Source organism: Streptomyces sp. NPDC101118, from assembly GCF_044759445.1.
Classification (GTDB): domain Bacteria; phylum Actinomycetota; class Actinomycetes; order Streptomycetales; family Streptomycetaceae; genus Streptomyces.
Map to the genome: position 1 here is coordinate 124031 of NZ_JBIVZG010000012.1, position 15688 is coordinate 139718.

Genomic DNA, 15688 nt, shown 5'->3' on the forward strand with positions numbered 1-15688 from the left:
ACGTATCGCCGGCGTATGAAGGACCGGGACATACCGGGATATCTCCCCTCAGCCCGCCCGCGCGGGCACGCGGAGAGGACGTTCCGACGGGTCGGGCGGCGCGGTCGTGGCCCACCAGGAGCGCGACGCCAGCGCCGCCAGTCCGGCGCCGGCGGCGTTGACCAGTACGTCGTCCACGGAGGACACCCGGTCCAGCCGCAGCACGTACTGGGCCGTCTCGACCAGGACCGAGCAGCCCGCCCCGAGCGCCAGGACCCGCGGCACGGACGCGAGCGCGGGGAACCGCATCGGCGCGAAGAACCCGAGCGACGCGAAGACCAGCAGGTTCCCGGCAATCCCCAGCGTCCCCATCGTCACCAGGTCCCGCAGGGGTACGAGGCTGACGCGGCCGGGCACCACACCGGCCGCGCCGCCCGGCATCATGGTCAGCCAGAGGAACGGCACCGTCCCGTGGACCATCCCCACCTCGGCCAGCGACCTCCGCCACGCCGACTCCGCACCGGCCGCCCGCCGGCGGCGCGCCGCCACCCACGCCACCAGCAGTGCCGACGGGACCGCGGCCAGCGTCACCAGCACCACGCCGTTGAACGTGTCCAGGCAGCCGTGCCACCGCCCGGCCAGGCACGCGGGCGCGGACATCGCGAGCGGCCGCCGCAGCACGAACAGGCCGGCCACCAGACCGACGACGGCCAGGCCCCCGCCCACGGCCCGCCGCGCCCGCCGGAACGGAGCGGATGACCACGACGGCGGGGATGACCACGACGGCCGGGATGACCACGACGGCCGGGATGGCCGGGATGACGAAAACGCTCTCTGCTTCACCCCGCCATTGCGCCCGAACGCCCGTTGCGTCGACGTATGCGGTTTCCGATACACCCGCGATACACGGCCGCGGATCCCGTGGTTTTCCTGATCCTTTGAGGGTTGGGGTAGCCTCCTCCACGGTACGTGCCCGCCCCACGCACCTGCAGGGCCGCCGCAGGATGCCTGTGCGCGGCGCGTCGCGAGCGTGGTGCCGTGGCCGGGTCCGGCGTTCTACGGAAGGCGACGTTCGATGGCTGCCTCAACCCTCCCCGACGGCTCCCGGGCGCACGCGGGACCGGACCTCGGGGCCGCGCAAGTCGGCGAGCCGGAGCTCAGACTGCTCCTCGCGGGCCTGACCGCCGTACGCGACGGCGACTTCGGCACCCGGCTGCCGGGCGACGCCGACGGGCTGCTCGGGGAGATCGCCACGGTCTTCAACGGCATGGTCGACCAGCTGTCGCGGTTCACCTCCGAACTGACCCGGGTGGCCCGCGAGGTCGGCACCGAGGGCCGGCTCGGCGGCCAGGCGCAGGTGCCGGGCGTGTCCGGGACGTGGGAGGACCTCACCGACTCCGTCAACGCCATGGCCGGCAACCTCACCACCCAGGTCCGCGACATCGCGCAGGTCGCGACCGCCGTGGCCAAGGGCGACCTCTCGCAGAAGATTACCGTGACGGCGCGCGGGGAGATTCTGGAGCTCAAGAACACCGTCAACACGATGGTGGACCAGCTCAGTTCCTTCGCCGTGGAGGTCACGAGGGTGGCCCGCGAGGTCGGCACCGAGGGCATCCTCGGCGGCCAGGCCGACGTCAAGGGCGTCTCGGGCACCTGGCGCGACCTGACCGACTCGGTCAACTTCATGGCCGGCAACCTCACCGGCCAGGTCCGCGCGATCGCGCAGGTGGCCACGGCCGTCGCCGAGGGCGACCTCTCGCAGAAGATCACCGTGACGGCGCGCGGGGAGATCCTGGAGCTCAAGAACACCATCAACACGATGGTCGACCAGCTCAGTTCCTTCGCCGGCGAGGTGACCCGCGTGGCCCGGGAGGTCGGCACGGAAGGCCGGCTCGGCGGCCAGGCCGACGTACGGGACGTCTCGGGCACCTGGCGGGACCTGACCGAGTCCGTCAACGTCATGGCGGACAACCTCACCGCCCAGGTGCGCTCCATCGCCGAGGTCACCACGTCCGTGGCCCAGGGCGACCTGACGCAGAAGATCCGGGTGGACGCGCGCGGCGAGATCCTGGAGCTCAAGGAGACCATCAACACGATGGTCGACCAGCTCTCGGCGTTCGCGGACGAGGTGACCCGCGTGGCCCGCGAGGTGGGCACCGCAGGCAACCTCGGTGGCCAGGCCACCGTGCGCGGCGTGTCGGGCACCTGGAAGGACCTGACCGACAACGTCAACGTCATGGCGTCCAACCTCACCGGACAGGTCCGCTCCATCGCGCAGGTCGCCACCGCCGTGGCCCGCGGAGACCTCTCACAGAAGATCACGGTCGAGGCGAAGGGCGAGGTCGCCGAGCTGGCCGGGGTGATCAACACCATGGTGGACACCCTGTCGGCCTTCGCGGACGAGGTGACCCGTGTGGCCCGCGAGGTCGGCACGGAGGGCATCCTCGGCGGCCAGGCGCGGGTCCCGAACGTGGCGGGCACCTGGAAGGACCTCACCGACAACGTCAACTTCATGGCGCACAACCTGACCAGCCAGGTGCGCAACATCGCCCAGGTCACCACGGCGGTGGCCAACGGCGACCTCACCCGCAAGATCGACGTGGACGCGCGCGGCGAGATCCTGGAACTGAAGACCACCATCAACACGATGGTGGACCAGCTGAGTTCCTTCGCCGCCGAGGTGACCCGCGTCGCGCGGGAGGTCGGCAGCGAGGGCCGGCTCGGCGGACAGGCCGAGGTCGAGGGCGTCTCCGGTACGTGGAAGCGGCTCACCGAGAACGTGAACGAGCTGGCCGGCAACCTGACCCGGCAGGTCCGGGCCATCGCCGAGGTCACCGGCGCCGTGGCGGAGGGCGACCTCACGCGCTCGATCACCGTCGACGCCTCCGGTGAGGTGGCCGACCTCAAGGACAACATCAACTTCATGGTGGAGTCGCTGCGCGAGACCACCCGGGCCAACGAGGAGCAGGACTGGCTCAAGACCAACCTGGCCAGGATCTCCGCCCTCACCCAGGGCGGGCGCGACCTCGCGGTCGTCGCCGACGCGATCATGGACGAGCTGACCCCGCTGGTGTCGGCCCACTGCGGCGCCTTCTACCTGGCCGAGGAGGACCCGGACGGCACCGTCCTGCAGTTCGTCGCCTCGTACGCCTTCCCGGAGGGTGCCCGTCCGACCCGCTTCCGGCTGGGGCAGTCCTTCGTCGGGCAGGCCGCGCGCAGCAAGAGCCCCATCGTCGTCGACGCCCTGCCGCCGGACTACCTCGCGGTGTCCTCGGGACTCGGCCGTACCGAGGCACTGCACCTCGTCGTGCTGCCCGTCGTGGTCGAGGGACAGGTGCTCGGCGTGATCGAACTCGCCTCCGTCCACCCCTTCACCCAGGTCCACCGGGACTTCCTGCACCAGCTGACGGACGTGATCGGGGTCAACCTCAACACGATCATCGCCAACGCCCGTACCGACGAGCTGCTGGGCGAGTCCCAGCGCCTCACCGCGGAACTGCAGACCCGCTCCAAGGAACTCCAGGCGCGACAGGAGGAACTCCAGGCCTCCAACGCCGAACTGGAGGAGAAGGCGGAGCTGCTCGCCGCGCAGAACCGTGACATCGAGACCAAGAACCTCGAGATCGAGCAGGCCCGCCAGGAACTGGAGGCCCGCGCCCACCAGCTCTCCCTGGCGTCCAAGTACAAGTCCGAGTTCCTCGCGAACATGAGCCACGAGCTGCGCACCCCGCTGAACAGCCTGCTCATCCTCGCCCAGTTGCTCGCGCAGAACCCCACCCGCAACCTGACCACCAAGCAGGTCGAGTACGCCGGCATCATCCACTCCGCCGGCTCCGACCTGCTCCAGCTGATCAACGACATCCTCGACCTGTCCAAGGTCGAGGCCGGCAAGATGGACCTCAACGCGCAGCCCGTCCCTCTGGGCCGGCTGCTGGACGACGTCGAGGCCACCTTCCGCCCGATGACCAGCCAGAAGAACCTCTCCTTCAGCGTGCGCTCGGCCCCGGACGTGCCGGACGAGCTGCTCACGGACGACTACCGGCTCCGCCAGATCCTGCGCAACCTCCTCTCCAACGCGGTCAAGTTCACCGAGAGCGGCAGCGTCGAGCTGACCATCGCGCTCGCCGACGGGGAACGCATCCCCGAGGTCGTCCGGCGGCCGGGACCCGTGCTGGCCTTCCGGGTGGCCGACACCGGCATCGGCATCGCACCGCAGCACCTGGAAACCGTGTTCGGCGCCTTCCAGCAGGCCGACGGCACCACCAGCCGCAAGTACGGCGGCACCGGGCTCGGCCTGTCCATCAGCCGCGAGATCGCCTTCCTGCTCGGCGGCGCCATCACCGCCGAGAGCACGGTCGGCCGGGGCAGCACCTTCACCTTCTACCTGCCCGTCACCCGGCCCGAACTGCCGGAAGGGGAAACCTCCGGAGCCCCTGCGGCAGCGGCCGAGGGTGCGGGCGGCCAGGCCGGCCGGGCGGAGGACCGCGGGCCGTCGGACGCCGGACCCGACACCCCCGCCCGCCCCCGCCGCCTCCTCGTCGTCGAGGGGCGCCCGCGCGGCCTGCTGTCCCTCGTGGCCGAGAACGCCGTGACGGACCTGCCGGGCCACGTCGACGCGGCGGGCCACCGCGAGGTCGAGCTCATCACCACCGTCGGCGCCCACGAGGCGGCGGCCGCCCTGGCGACCAGTCCGTGCCACTGCGTCGTGCTCGAACTCGACCTGCCCGACGGAGCCGCCGTCGGCCTCCTGGAGGAGATGGAACGCGACCCGGCCCTGCACGCCGTCCCGGTCCTGGTCCACAGCGGCCGGGGCATCGCGGCCGAGGACGAGCGGCTGCTGCAGGAACGGAGCGGCACCCAGCTCGTCGAACTCCTCACGAGCCTCGACGAACTGCGCGAGCGCATCGCCCTGCACATGAGCGCGGACCGCCCCGGCGACCTCCCGCCCCTGGTCCGCCGCCCCGAATCCGGAGGGGGCTGGGAACCCGGCCACATCTCCCCGCTCACCGGCCGCACCGCCCTCGTCGTCGACGACGACGACAGGAACCTCTACGCCATCACGGGAATCCTCGAACTCCAGGGCATGCGCGTGCTCCAGGCGGAGAACGGACGGACCGCCCTCGACGCCCTCCGCGCGCACCCCGGCATCGACGTGATCCTGATGGACGTGATGATGCCGGAGATGGACGGGTACACCGCGACCGCCGCCATCCGGGCAATGCCCGAACACGCCCACCTGCCCATCATCGCCGTGACCGCGAAGGCCATGGTCGGGGACCGGGAGAAGAGCCTGGCTGCCGGGGCCTCCGACTACATCACCAAACCCGTCGACGCGGGCGACCTGGTCGGCAGGATCCGCCGCCACCTCACCTCGTGACCCGCGCCGCGCCCACGAGCCGCCGGCCGACCCCCAGGAGCTGAAGAGTGCGCAACCCCCACGAGCCGCGCGGTGCGGACACCCGCGCCCGGATCGCGGCCCCGCCCGGTGCGCGCCGCGTCGGGGCACAGCGCGACGCGGAGGGCCCGCTCCGGCGGGCCGACGACGGCCCGGACACCGGGGCCACCGCCGTGGGGCGCCTCGCTTCGACGGTCGAACGGCTGCAGCGCGAGTTGGAGCAGGCCCACGCGGACGCCGCCGGCCGTGCGCTGGCCGAGATGGCCGTCGGCGTGCTCGTCGAACGGCTGCGCTGCGGGCCCACCGAGGCCGCAGCGCAGCTGTCCACGCTCGCCGAGCAGGCCGGCGTACCCGTCATCGAACTGGCCGCCGACCTGGTCAACCAGGTGGCCGCCGACACCATCTCCGCGGCCGCCCGGGAGTTCGTGGCCGCGCAGGCCGCCCCCGCCGCCGGATCCGTCGGACTGCGGCTGCGCAGCGCCGAGGCCCACACCCTCGTCGCGGCCGACACCGAGGCCGCGGCCCGCTCGATGCTCGACCACGCGCTGCGCCCGCTGGGTGCGGTGGCCGTCGCGGTCTGGGCGGCCCACCCCGACCAGTCGCTGTCCCTGGCCGGCAGCGCCGGGTTCACCGACCAGGAGGCCCACCGCTGGCGCCACGTGCCACCCGGCGTCCCCACGCCCGCCCGCCGCGCCCTCGACGAGCGCTCCGCGGTCGGGTACGGCACGCTCGCCGAGGCGGGACTGCCGTCGATCGGCCAGCACGAGGTGCCCGGCGGCCGGCTCGCCGTACCCGCCGGCATCGGCGGACGCCTGACCGGGGTGCTGGAGATCTGCTGGCGGGACGAGCTGCCGGACCGCTCCCAGCCGCTGGAGCGGCAGTTCGAGGCCCTGGCGGAACTCGCCGCTGCGACGCTCGAGACCTGGGCCGACAGCGGCTCGCCGACCCCCGGCGCACCGGACGCACAGCTCGAAGGGCTCCGCCAGCTCACCGACGGCCTGGCCGACCCCTGTCTCATCCTGCACGTCGCCCCCGACAGCGGGGAACTCCCGCTCCAGTTCACCATCGGGCACGTCAACCCGGCGTTCGTCGACTTCGCCGGGCGGCCGCGCAGCGCCGTCCTCGGCGCGCGCCTGCTGGAGGCCTACCCCCTCGCGGCGGAGTCCGGCGGCCTCCTGGAGAAGATCGAGCACGTCTTCGTCACCGGGGAGCCCTTCCGGACCCCCAACATGACCCTCACCGCCCTGGTCGACGGCGTCCCCATCAGTGCCCAGGCCAAGGTCGGCATCAGCCGGCACGGCGGCCACCTGGTGGTCGTCTGGCGGCTGGACGACGGCACCCCGCGCGTGGCGCGACTGCTCCAGCACGCCCAACGCCTCGGCCGCATCGGCGGGTTCGAGGAGAACCTGCCGACCCGGCAGATCATGTGGAACGAGACGATCTACGAGCTGTACGGCCTGCCGGCGTCCGCCCCGCCCGTCCCGCTGGACCAGCTCGCCGACCGCGCCCACCCCGACGACCGGCCCGCCATCGGCCGCTTCCTGCGCACGCTCCTGCACCACCAGCGGCCGGCCTCCACCGCGTTCCGCCTGCAGCGCCCCGACGGCGTCGCCCGCCACATCCGGGTCGTGGCCGAGCCGGTGCACGACCCCGACGGCCGCCTGGGCGTCGTACGCGGCGCCTACCAGGACATCTCCGCCCAGCACTGGACGGAGGTCGCGCTGGCGGCCACCCGGGACCAGCTCGCGCAGACCGAGCAGCAGGCCGCCGAACGCAGCCGTCTCGTCCTGCAGCTCCAGCACGCCATCATGCCGCCGGCCCGCGGACCGCAGGACCTGCACGACCTCCAGGTCGCGGTCCGCTACCGCCCCGCGGAGAAGGAACACCTGGTCGGAGGCGACTGGTACGACACGCTCACCCTCCCCTCGGGCGCGGTCCTGCTCTGCGTCGGGGACGTGGCGGGCCACGGCATCGAGGCCGCGACCGGCATGGTCGCCCTGCGCAACGCCCTGCGCGGCCTCGCCGCCACCGGAGCCGGCCCGGCCCAGCTGCTGACCTGGCTCAACAGCATCACCCACCACCTCACGGAGAGCCTCACGGCGACCGCCGCCTGCGGCCTGTACGACCCCGCCACCCGTCGGCTGCGGTGGGCCCGCGCCGGGCACCCGCCGCCGGTCCTGCTCCGGGACGGCCGCGCGGAGACCCTGCCCCAGATCGGCGGGATCCTCCTCGGCGCCCTGGACCAGGCCGAGTACGACGAGGACGAGTTCACCCTCCGGCCGGGCGACACCCTGGTGATGTACACGGACGGACTGATCGAGCGCCGGGACCAGTCCCTGCACACCTCCCTGGCCAACCTCCTCGCCCTGACCGAGCAGGCCGTCGGGGAGTGCGACGGCGGCCCCGGCGCGCTGGAGGCACACCTCGACCACCTGCTGCGCTACAGCGCTTCCGACACCGACGACGACACGTGCCTGGTCGGGGTGTCCGTACGCGACGGGGCGGACCGGTTGTGAAGGAGACGAGCATGCGTGCCGAGAACGATCCGGAGACCTCCGGGCAGCAGCCCGACGAGGAGGTGCCGGGAGTGGTGGTCGAGGTGCGGCACACCGAGGCGGGGGCAGCCCTGTGCTCGGTGGCCGGCGATCTGGACATCGAGATGATGGAACCGGCCGAGCAGGCGCTCGCCGCGCTCGTCGGCCAACGTCCGCCGCTGCTCGTCGTCGGCCTGGAAGGCGTCGGGTTCTGCGACTCCTCGGGTCTCAACCTGCTGTTGCGGACCCGGGCGGCCGCGGCGGACGCCGGCATCGCGTTCCGGCTCGCCGCGGTGCCCCCGGCGGTGATGCGCGTCCTGGAACTCACCGGTGCGGAGTCCGTGTTCTCGCTCCACGCGACGGTCGAGGGAGCCCTCGTGGCGTGAACCGGACCAGCCGGGAAGCCGGGGCCGGCCGGCGGGCGCCCGGCCGTCGTACGGCGGGACGGGCGTGCTGCGTACCGGCGTACGGCCGGCGTGCTGTGTAACGTCGTACGGCGGGACCGGCGTGCGGCGAACGGCGTCCGGCGGACCCGTGTCACCAGCCCCGGGACGCGCCCGTCCGCAGCCGCTCCGCCTCGAACTCGGCCCAGACGACCTTGCCGTCCGCGTGGGCCTCGGCGCCCCAGCGGTCGGAAAGGCGCCGCACGATGTGCAGGCCGTGCCCGCCCGGCACCCCGCGCCGCGGAGCCGGCTGCAGCTGCGGCAGGTCCGGCAGGCCGTCGTACACCTCCACCCGGAACACCTCCCCGGCACTCAGGACGAGTTCGTGGCAGCCGCCCGCGTGCAGACTGGCGTTGGTGACGAGTTCCGACACCACCAGGAGGGTGTCCTCGGCCGCCTCACCGGCGTCCCATCCCCAGTCGGCGAGTGCTGCGCGGGCGAACTCCCGGCCGCGCGTGACCTGCCGGCGCGCGCCGCGCAGCAGGAGGATGCGGCGCTGGCACAGGGTCAGGTCCCGCTCGTCCGGCGCAGGCTCGCCGGAGGTCCCCGGTCCGATGGTCTGCACGGCGGCCTCACTCCGTCCTCTGGTCGGTCGTTCCCGGCGCAGGTGTGCGCTCGGCACGGTCCCCACGCCCGCCCTTCCCGCGACGCCACTCTACGGCGACGGCCTCGCGAGGCGGAGGGGCGGCCGTACGCCGCCGGTGCGACCGGGCCGGGCAGGCCCGGGCGCGCGTCACCGCGGCGGCTCCGCCCGTGGTGCGCCCGCCAGCCTACGCCCGGCCGGGCGGCCGCGACGGCGGCTGTGCCGGCCGGCCCCGGTCCCCGCGTGCCGGCCGCGCTCGCGGCGGCACCGGGTCAGGGGCGGGGCCGGGAGCACCGGCACGGTGATCGGAGCGACGATTGCCATGACGGACCCTTCCTGTCCTCGGGTGCGATGCCTGACGTCTGGCCGCTGGGCACGTGGCCAAACCCCGGTTCCCCCGTACGAGGGGTGCTGCCCGGCGCGTTGGGGCGGCCGCGACCGGGGCGACCGTCCCTACGGCACGTGGAGGCGCACGACGCAGGTGTCGTCCCGCCGCGCGACGTGCCCCAGCAGCGGCGACAGCAGGGCGCCGAGCGTTTCGACCGGCCCGTGCGTGCAGTTGCGCGTCGCGGTCGACGCCAGCCGGGCGAAGCCCTCGTCCAGGTGCTCGGCGGGCTTCTCGACGAGCCCGTCGGTGTAGAGGAGCACCTGGTCGCCGGGGAGCAGGCGGCACCGCGCCTCCTCGAAGCGGGGGCCGGCGGTGGCGCCGAGCAGGACCCCGGCCGGCCGGTCGAGGTAGTGCGCCCGGCCGTCCCGGACCAGCAGCGGCGGTGGGTGCCCCGCCTGCGCCCAGGTGAGGCACCGTTCGGCGGGATCGTAGACCGCCATGACCATCGTGGCCGTGCCGAACCGGGCGTCGCCGGTGTGCAGCAGCAGCGTGTTCAGCCGTTGCAGGGCCTCCACCAGCGGGCTGCCGGTGACGATCATGCCCTTCGCGGTGAACCGCAGCTGCGCCATCGTGGCCACCGCGTCGAGCCCGTGGCCGGCCACGTCACCGACCACGAACAGGGCCTTCCCGTCGGGGAGTTCGATGGCGCTGTACCAGTCCCCGCCCACGTTGACGCCGTCCTCGGCGGGCCGGTACGCCACCTCCACGTCCAGCCCGGCCAGGCGCAGCGACTGCTCGGGGATTGGCAGCAGCGCGTGCTGGAGGCGGGCGGCCAGGGCTCGCTCGGCCCGGAGCAGTCCGCGCTGGTGTGCCACCGCCAGCTCGGAGCGCACCAGTTCGTCCTCGGCGTGCCGCTGCCGCGTCAGGTCCTGGAAGAGCCCGTGGACCTCGACGGGTGCCCCCGTGGCGTCGGCGACGGCCTCGGCGATGACGCGTACGTGCCGGACGCCCGCCGGAGAGGCGATGCGGACCGTGCGGTCCAGCGGCTCGGCGTGGTGCAGCAGGCGGTCGACGGCGTCGGCGGTCCCCGGCGCGTCCTCCGGGACGAGGTGGTCCGGAAGGTCCTTCCAGTCGACCGGTCCCAGGGCAGGCTCCCGCTGGAAGATCGTGTAGGCCTGGTCCGACCACTCGGCGTCGCCCGTGGCCGGATCCCCCTGGCTCCAGCCGAGGTTGCCCAGCCGCTGCAGGTCCGCCAGCCGGGTGGCCTCGCGGGCCTCCGTGTCGTGCCGGAGCCAGGAGACGACGAGGCGCCGTCCGAGCGGGACCGCCCGGACGGAGAAGGTGGTGTGCCGCGGACGGCCGGCGGCGACCTCCTCGTACTCGAACGGCTCGCCCTCGTAGGCGGTGCCCGTTTCCAGGGCCTCGAGGAAGCCGTGCCACAGCGAGGTGCCGAGGACCGTCGGGTACCGCTCCAGCAGGTGCGCGCCGGTCAGCTCCTTGCCCCGACGGCCCGAGACGTCGAACGCCCCGGGCGACGCCGCGTCCACCCGGAAGTCCTCCACCGTGCCGTCCGGCCGCCTGAGCGGGGTGATCACGATGACCGAGCCCGGCAGCGCGTCGAGCATCCGCTGCGCGTCGGCGTCCGGGGCCCCGGCCTCGGCGGGGGCCGGCAGTGTGCCGAGCGCCGCTCCGCACAGCCGCGCCGCGTGCCGGAGGAGGTCGCGGGTGCCGGGGTCGAACGGCTCGGCCCGGCCCCTGAGGAAGCCCACGGCCGCGATGTTCGCCTCCGGGGCCGGGCAGGGGAGCCAGGCTCGGGTGGGCCACCTCTCCGGCTGCCCGATGAGCGTGTAGCGCTCCGCGTCCCGGCCGGGGTCCTCCAGCCACACGGGACGCCCCGTCTCCAGGGCGTGCAGCGGTGCCACGGCCACGCCGGGCGGCAGGTGGCGCCACCGCCGGGCCAGGTCGGGGTCGAGTCCGGCGTCCCCCCACAGGTCCGCTCCGCCGCCGGCGGCGGCCGCGTAGATCACCACGCAGTCCACGCCGGTCGCCGCCCGGAGGTGCCGGTGCAGGCCGGCGGCCGCCCCGTGCGCGGAGCGGACCTGCGCCAGCGTCCCGGCCAGGGCGCTGGGGATGATGGTGCGTTCCGCGGGACCGGTGCGAGGGCGGGCCTGCGTACGGTTTCCCGCGCGGCCGGGAGCCGGACCGGCGCCGTTGCGGCGGACCGGTCCTGCCCCGGTGGCGGAGCGGTCCGCCCGGGGCGGCCGCCCCGCGGTACCGTCCAGCACGGCCGAGCACTCCACTGCCAGGGAGTGCCCGTGGAGTTCGGCCCGCGCCACGAGTGCCGCGTGCGCCTGATGTGCCGAGAGACCCTCGGCGCCCATCAGCACGCCCTTCGCCCGTTCGACGACGGCCTCTTCGGCCGCTCCGCGTCTCACGTCGGCCAGTTCCTCGCGCAACCTGGCCACGACCTTCGCCAGGGCGAGCGTTTCGGCCGGTCCGTCGGACTTCTCGGGGCGGCGGGTCATGATGCGAGCATCGCACGTGAACGGGCCGCGGACGGTACGCGTTCGCGCCACGGTCGACGCGGGCCGGCCGGCCGGTGCCCGTCGGCCGGGACGTCAGTCGGAGGAGAGGGCCTGGAGGAGGTCGCCCACCTGGGGGTCGGGCAGCGCGCGGGCGACATCGGCCTGGGCGACGATGCCGACAAGCGTGTGCCCGTCGATCACGGGCAGCCGGCGGACCTTGTGGTCGGTCATGGTGCGCATGATCTCGGCGGCGTCGTCGTCGGCGCCGATGGTGACGGCCTCGCCCTGGGCCAGCTCCCCAGCGGTGCACGAGCCGGGGTCCTTCCCGGCGCCGAGCACCTTCACGACGATGTCGCGGTCCGTGAGCATGCCCTTGAGCTTGTCGTCGCTGCCGCAGATCGGCAGCGCGCCCACGTCGAGGTCGGTCATCTTCCGTGCGGCCGTCAGGACGCTCTCGTCCCAGCGGACGCAGGTGGCGTCGGGCGTCATGATCTGGCGTGCGGTGGTCATGCGAAGCCTCCAGTCCTTCCCGGCGCCCAGCCGGCGCCGGATCGCGGTGGTCCCACCGGGTCGGGCAGCGGGCACCCGTCCCGGACCACGCGCATGCCCGCCGTACGGGAGGCCATGCGGTGCACTCGGCTGGCGGTGACGGGGGCCCGGCCGGGCCGGGGAGGCGCCGGGGGCCGGCGGGTGCAGGGGAGGCACCGGGGCGACGGGACCGGCCCGTGCCCCGGGCGGCGGATCAGCCTGCGGGCGGTGAGGCGGCGTACCGCGTCGCCGCCCCGGCGGATCAGCCTGCCGGCGCGGTGAGACGGCGTACCGCGTCGACCACCGCGGCGCGGTGGGCGGTCCGGCCGGGGTCCGGCCACTCGTCGCCGCCGGTGCCGTCCACGGGAGCGCCGCCGGAGGTGAACCAGGCCTGCGCCAGTGCGAGCACCAGGCTGAGGACGTCGGCGGGGGAGTGGGCGGAGTCGACCTGCCCGTTCCGCTGGGCCTCGGCGAGCACGGCGTTCTTCCGCCCGTACGCCTCGGCCTCGACGGTGGTGGGGGCCGGCCGTTCCAGGCGCTTCCACAGCATGAGCCGCACGAGCCGAGGGTCGGCCGTGAGGTGGTCGAAGACGGCTCCCGCGTAGCCGGGCAGGTCCGCGGCCTCGAAGGGCACGGACTCGGCGCCGTGCTCCATCGCCTGCTGGAGCACCTGGTCGAACAGCTGCTCCTTGTTGCCGTAGTAGACGTAGATCATCCGCTTGTTCGCCCCGGCTGCCTCGGCGATGCGGTCGACCCGCGCGCCGGCGATGCCGTATGCGGCGAACTCGGCGAAGGCCGCCTCGAGTATCCGCGCCTTCGTCGCCTGGGAATCACGTGCCATGACGCCCAGGCTAGCAAGTAACTATCCGGTTATTGACTTCGAGCCGCAGGGCGGTCCACTATAAGCTAACCAGTTAGTTACTTTTGCGAGGAGCTTCTCATGGAACAGCGCGCACTCGGCACCCAGGGCCTGGAAGTCGGCGTCGAAGGCCTCGGCTGCATGGGCATGACGGCCTTCTACGGGGCCACCGACGAGGCCGAATCGCTGGCCACCATCCACCGCGCCCTGGACCTGGGCGTCACGCTGCTCGACACCGCCGAGAGCTACGGCCCGTTCCGGAACGAGCAGCTGATCGCCAAGGCGCTCAAGGGGCGCGACCGCGACGAGGTCGTGATCGCGACCAAGACCGGTGTCGAGTTCGACGACGACGGCACCCTGCACGGGCTCAACGGCGGCCGCGACTACATCCACCGCGCCGCCGACCGCTCCCTGCGCCACCTGGGCACGGACCACATCGACCTCTACTACCTGCACCGCGTCGACCCGGCGGTTCCCATCGAGGAGTCGATCGGTGCCATGGCCGAGCTGGTCACGGCGGGCAAGGTGCGCTACCTCGGCGTCAGCGAGGCTGCGGCGGCCACCATCCGCCGCGCACACGCCGTGCACCCGCTCACCGCCGTGCAGACCGAGTACTCGCTCTTCGAGCGGGGCATCGAGGACAACGGCGTCCGGGACGCCCTCGACGAGCTGGGCATCGGGCTGGTCGCCTACTCGCCGCTCGGCCGCGGCTTCCTCTCCGGCGCCATCACGTCCCCGGACGACTTCGCGGCGGACGACTTCCGGCGCACCGACCCCCGTTTCCAGGGCGAGAACTTCGCCCGCAACCTCGCCGTCGTGGACGAGGTCCGGCGGCTGGCGGAAGCCAAGGCCGTCACCCCCTCCCAGCTGGCCCTGGCCTGGGTCCTGCACCGGGGAGCGGTGGCCATCCCCGGCACCAAGCGCCGCAGTTACCTGGAGGAGAACCTCGCGGCCGCCGGCGTCGAGATCACCCGCGAGGACGTCGCCGCCATCGAGTCCGTCGCCCCGCGCGGCGTCGTCTCGGGCGACCGCTACGCGCCGGAACTCATGGGGAGCCTCGACGGGTGACCCCCGGCCCGGCGCCGGCCGGACCGGGTGCCGGAGGCGGATGCGCGCCGCCCGGCGCCGGCCGGCCGGACACCTGGCCGGGGCCCTGGGCTAGAGGGCCTCGGACTCCGCCACGTCGCAGTCGGTGAAGGCCGGGGGCCGGGTGGAGAGCGCGGCGAGCCGGGCCGCGAGCTCGCTCGTCTCCGGCGCGTCGCTGTTGGCCATGGCGTCCTCGTACGAGTCGAACTCGACGACGGCCAGGTAGCGGTTCGGATTCGCGCGGTCGCGCAGCAGCGTGCGGTGGGTGGGGCCGAGCTTGCGGCCCGACGCGCGCGCCGTCTCCTCGTACTGGCGGATGAGTTCGCGCATCTCGTCGGCGCGCTCGGTCTCGAAGTCGATGATCTGCGCGAACTTCACGAGGTCCTCCAGCCGGCGGGGCCCTCACGGGCCGGGACGTTTCCTGCGACCAAGCAAGCACCGGACGACGGCCCCGGCAACTCCGCGCGCGGCCGTTTGCCGCGCGCGCCGGTACGGATGCGTCGAGCGCCCCCGGCCCGCCCGGCGACGGCCCGAGGGCGGCCGTCCCACTGCCCCGCGTCCCCGGGGCCGGCTCCCTCGCGGGCCATTCCCGCCAACCGCGGCATGTGGCGGGTGGACGGTCCATCGACGCGCGGCCGGAGCCGTGTGACGGCTCCCGTCACGCAGGCCCCGGCGGCGGGACCCTCCGGCGACCGGCCTGGCGCGGTAGGGGCCGGCGCGAGGGGAGCCCGGCCGGCACGTAACGCCGGGTGGCTCGTGCCGCAGCGGTGGCGGCGGGTGGGCCGGCCGGTGGTGGACGCTCTACGTCCCGGAGGCCCGTCCGGGCGGCGGCCGGTCGCGGGTGCCGTGCGGGACGGAAGCCCTCCCGCCGCGACGACAGCGTGTCCCCCCGGCCATGCCCGGCTCACCCGGGTGCGGCGGTGGAGCGCCGGACACGCGTGCCGCCGCGCCCGACACGGTCCCGACGGCCACCGCCGCCGTGCCCGGAACCGCCGCCCGCGGCCCCCTGCGCGACCCCGGCCGCCGGGGCTGGACCGCGCGGCCCGCCGCCGGACCGGTCACGGACGGCGCCGAGGGCCGCCCGTACGGCTGCCTCGAAGGCGTTCCGGGCACCCTCCCTACCCGCGCATCGAGCACGGCACCGTGGGCGCAACGGTCGCGCCCTGAGCGGCAGTTCGAATGACAAGTGATCCTCCCCGGCGTGGCGACGGCCCGGTGAACCCGCGGGGCACCGCCGGCCGCGGCCGGCGTCGACCCGGAGGGGCGTGCGGCGACGTCCGTCGCGCAGGGCCTGCAGCTCCGCGGGCCCCGGGCGGTACCCGGGACGGCTGCCGGCCCGCCGTGGGCCCGTCGGATCCGGCGGGCACCGGCGTGGCCGCCTCACACCGCGGGGGGGGGGGGGGGGGCGTACCACGTCGCCGCTTCTCG

10 protein-coding genes are annotated in these 15688 nt (G+C 74.2%); 4 read left to right on the forward strand and 6 right to left on the reverse strand.

What is annotated here, in order from left to right; translation table 11 throughout:
* Positions 1-48: 48 nt before the first annotated feature.
* Positions 49-705 (reverse strand): VanZ family protein, encoded by a 657-nt coding sequence (locus ACIQUQ_RS20470; protein WP_403977644.1) that lies wholly within the window; start codon positions 703-705, stop codon positions 49-51.
* A 349-nt stretch (positions 706-1054) separates the two neighbouring features.
* Here ACIQUQ_RS20470 and ACIQUQ_RS20475 point away from each other — a divergent pair, with 349 nt between their 5' ends.
* The 3 genes from ACIQUQ_RS20475 to ACIQUQ_RS20485 are packed head-to-tail and all read left to right on the forward strand — an operon-like array spanning position 1055 to position 8294.
* Complete coding sequence (locus ACIQUQ_RS20475) at positions 1055-5356, forward strand: HAMP domain-containing protein (protein WP_403977646.1); 4302 nt, start codon at positions 1055-1057, stop codon at positions 5354-5356.
* Between the two features lie 47 nt (positions 5357-5403).
* Positions 5404-7890, forward strand: coding sequence for a SpoIIE family protein phosphatase (locus ACIQUQ_RS20480; protein WP_403977649.1), 2487 nt, complete (start codon positions 5404-5406; stop codon positions 7888-7890).
* An 11-nt stretch (positions 7891-7901) separates the two neighbouring features.
* Entirely contained in the window at positions 7902-8294 is a 393-nt protein-coding gene (locus ACIQUQ_RS20485; protein ID WP_403977651.1) for an STAS domain-containing protein, read from the forward strand.
* Positions 8295-8445: 151 nt separating this feature from the next.
* On the opposite strand, the gene ACIQUQ_RS20490 is transcribed toward ACIQUQ_RS20485, so the two are convergent.
* The 4 genes from ACIQUQ_RS20490 to ACIQUQ_RS20505 all read right to left on the reverse strand — a co-directional run bounded on the left by ACIQUQ_RS20490 (position 8446) and on the right by ACIQUQ_RS20505 (position 13156).
* Positions 8446-8916 carry an ATP-binding protein gene (locus ACIQUQ_RS20490; RefSeq protein ID WP_403977653.1) on the reverse strand — a complete coding sequence of 157 codons (471 nt, stop codon included), beginning with the start codon at positions 8914-8916 and terminating at the stop codon, positions 8446-8448.
* 471 nt (positions 8917-9387) lie between these two features.
* A complete protein-coding gene (locus ACIQUQ_RS20495) occupies positions 9388-11787 on the reverse strand; it encodes a SpoIIE family protein phosphatase (RefSeq protein WP_403977655.1) in 2400 nt (799 codons plus the stop codon).
* A 93-nt stretch (positions 11788-11880) separates the two neighbouring features.
* Positions 11881-12297: a CBS domain-containing protein gene (locus tag ACIQUQ_RS20500; RefSeq protein WP_403977657.1), complete on the reverse strand. Its 417-nt coding sequence runs from the start codon at positions 12295-12297 to the stop codon at positions 11881-11883.
* 280 nt (positions 12298-12577) lie between these two features.
* Positions 12578-13156 (reverse strand): TetR family transcriptional regulator, encoded by a 579-nt coding sequence (locus tag ACIQUQ_RS20505; protein WP_403977659.1) that lies wholly within the window; start codon positions 13154-13156, stop codon positions 12578-12580.
* Positions 13157-13255: 99 nt separating this feature from the next.
* Here ACIQUQ_RS20505 and ACIQUQ_RS20510 point away from each other — a divergent pair, with 99 nt between their 5' ends.
* Positions 13256-14242 carry an aldo/keto reductase gene (locus ACIQUQ_RS20510; RefSeq protein WP_403977661.1) on the forward strand — a complete coding sequence of 329 codons (987 nt, stop codon included), beginning with the start codon at positions 13256-13258 and terminating at the stop codon, positions 14240-14242.
* A 90-nt stretch (positions 14243-14332) separates the two neighbouring features.
* Here ACIQUQ_RS20510 and ACIQUQ_RS20515 read toward each other — a convergent pair whose 3' ends face one another.
* Complete coding sequence (locus tag ACIQUQ_RS20515; protein WP_403977663.1) at positions 14333-14638, reverse strand: hypothetical protein; 306 nt, start codon at positions 14636-14638, stop codon at positions 14333-14335.
* Positions 14639-15688 lie beyond the last annotated feature (1050 nt).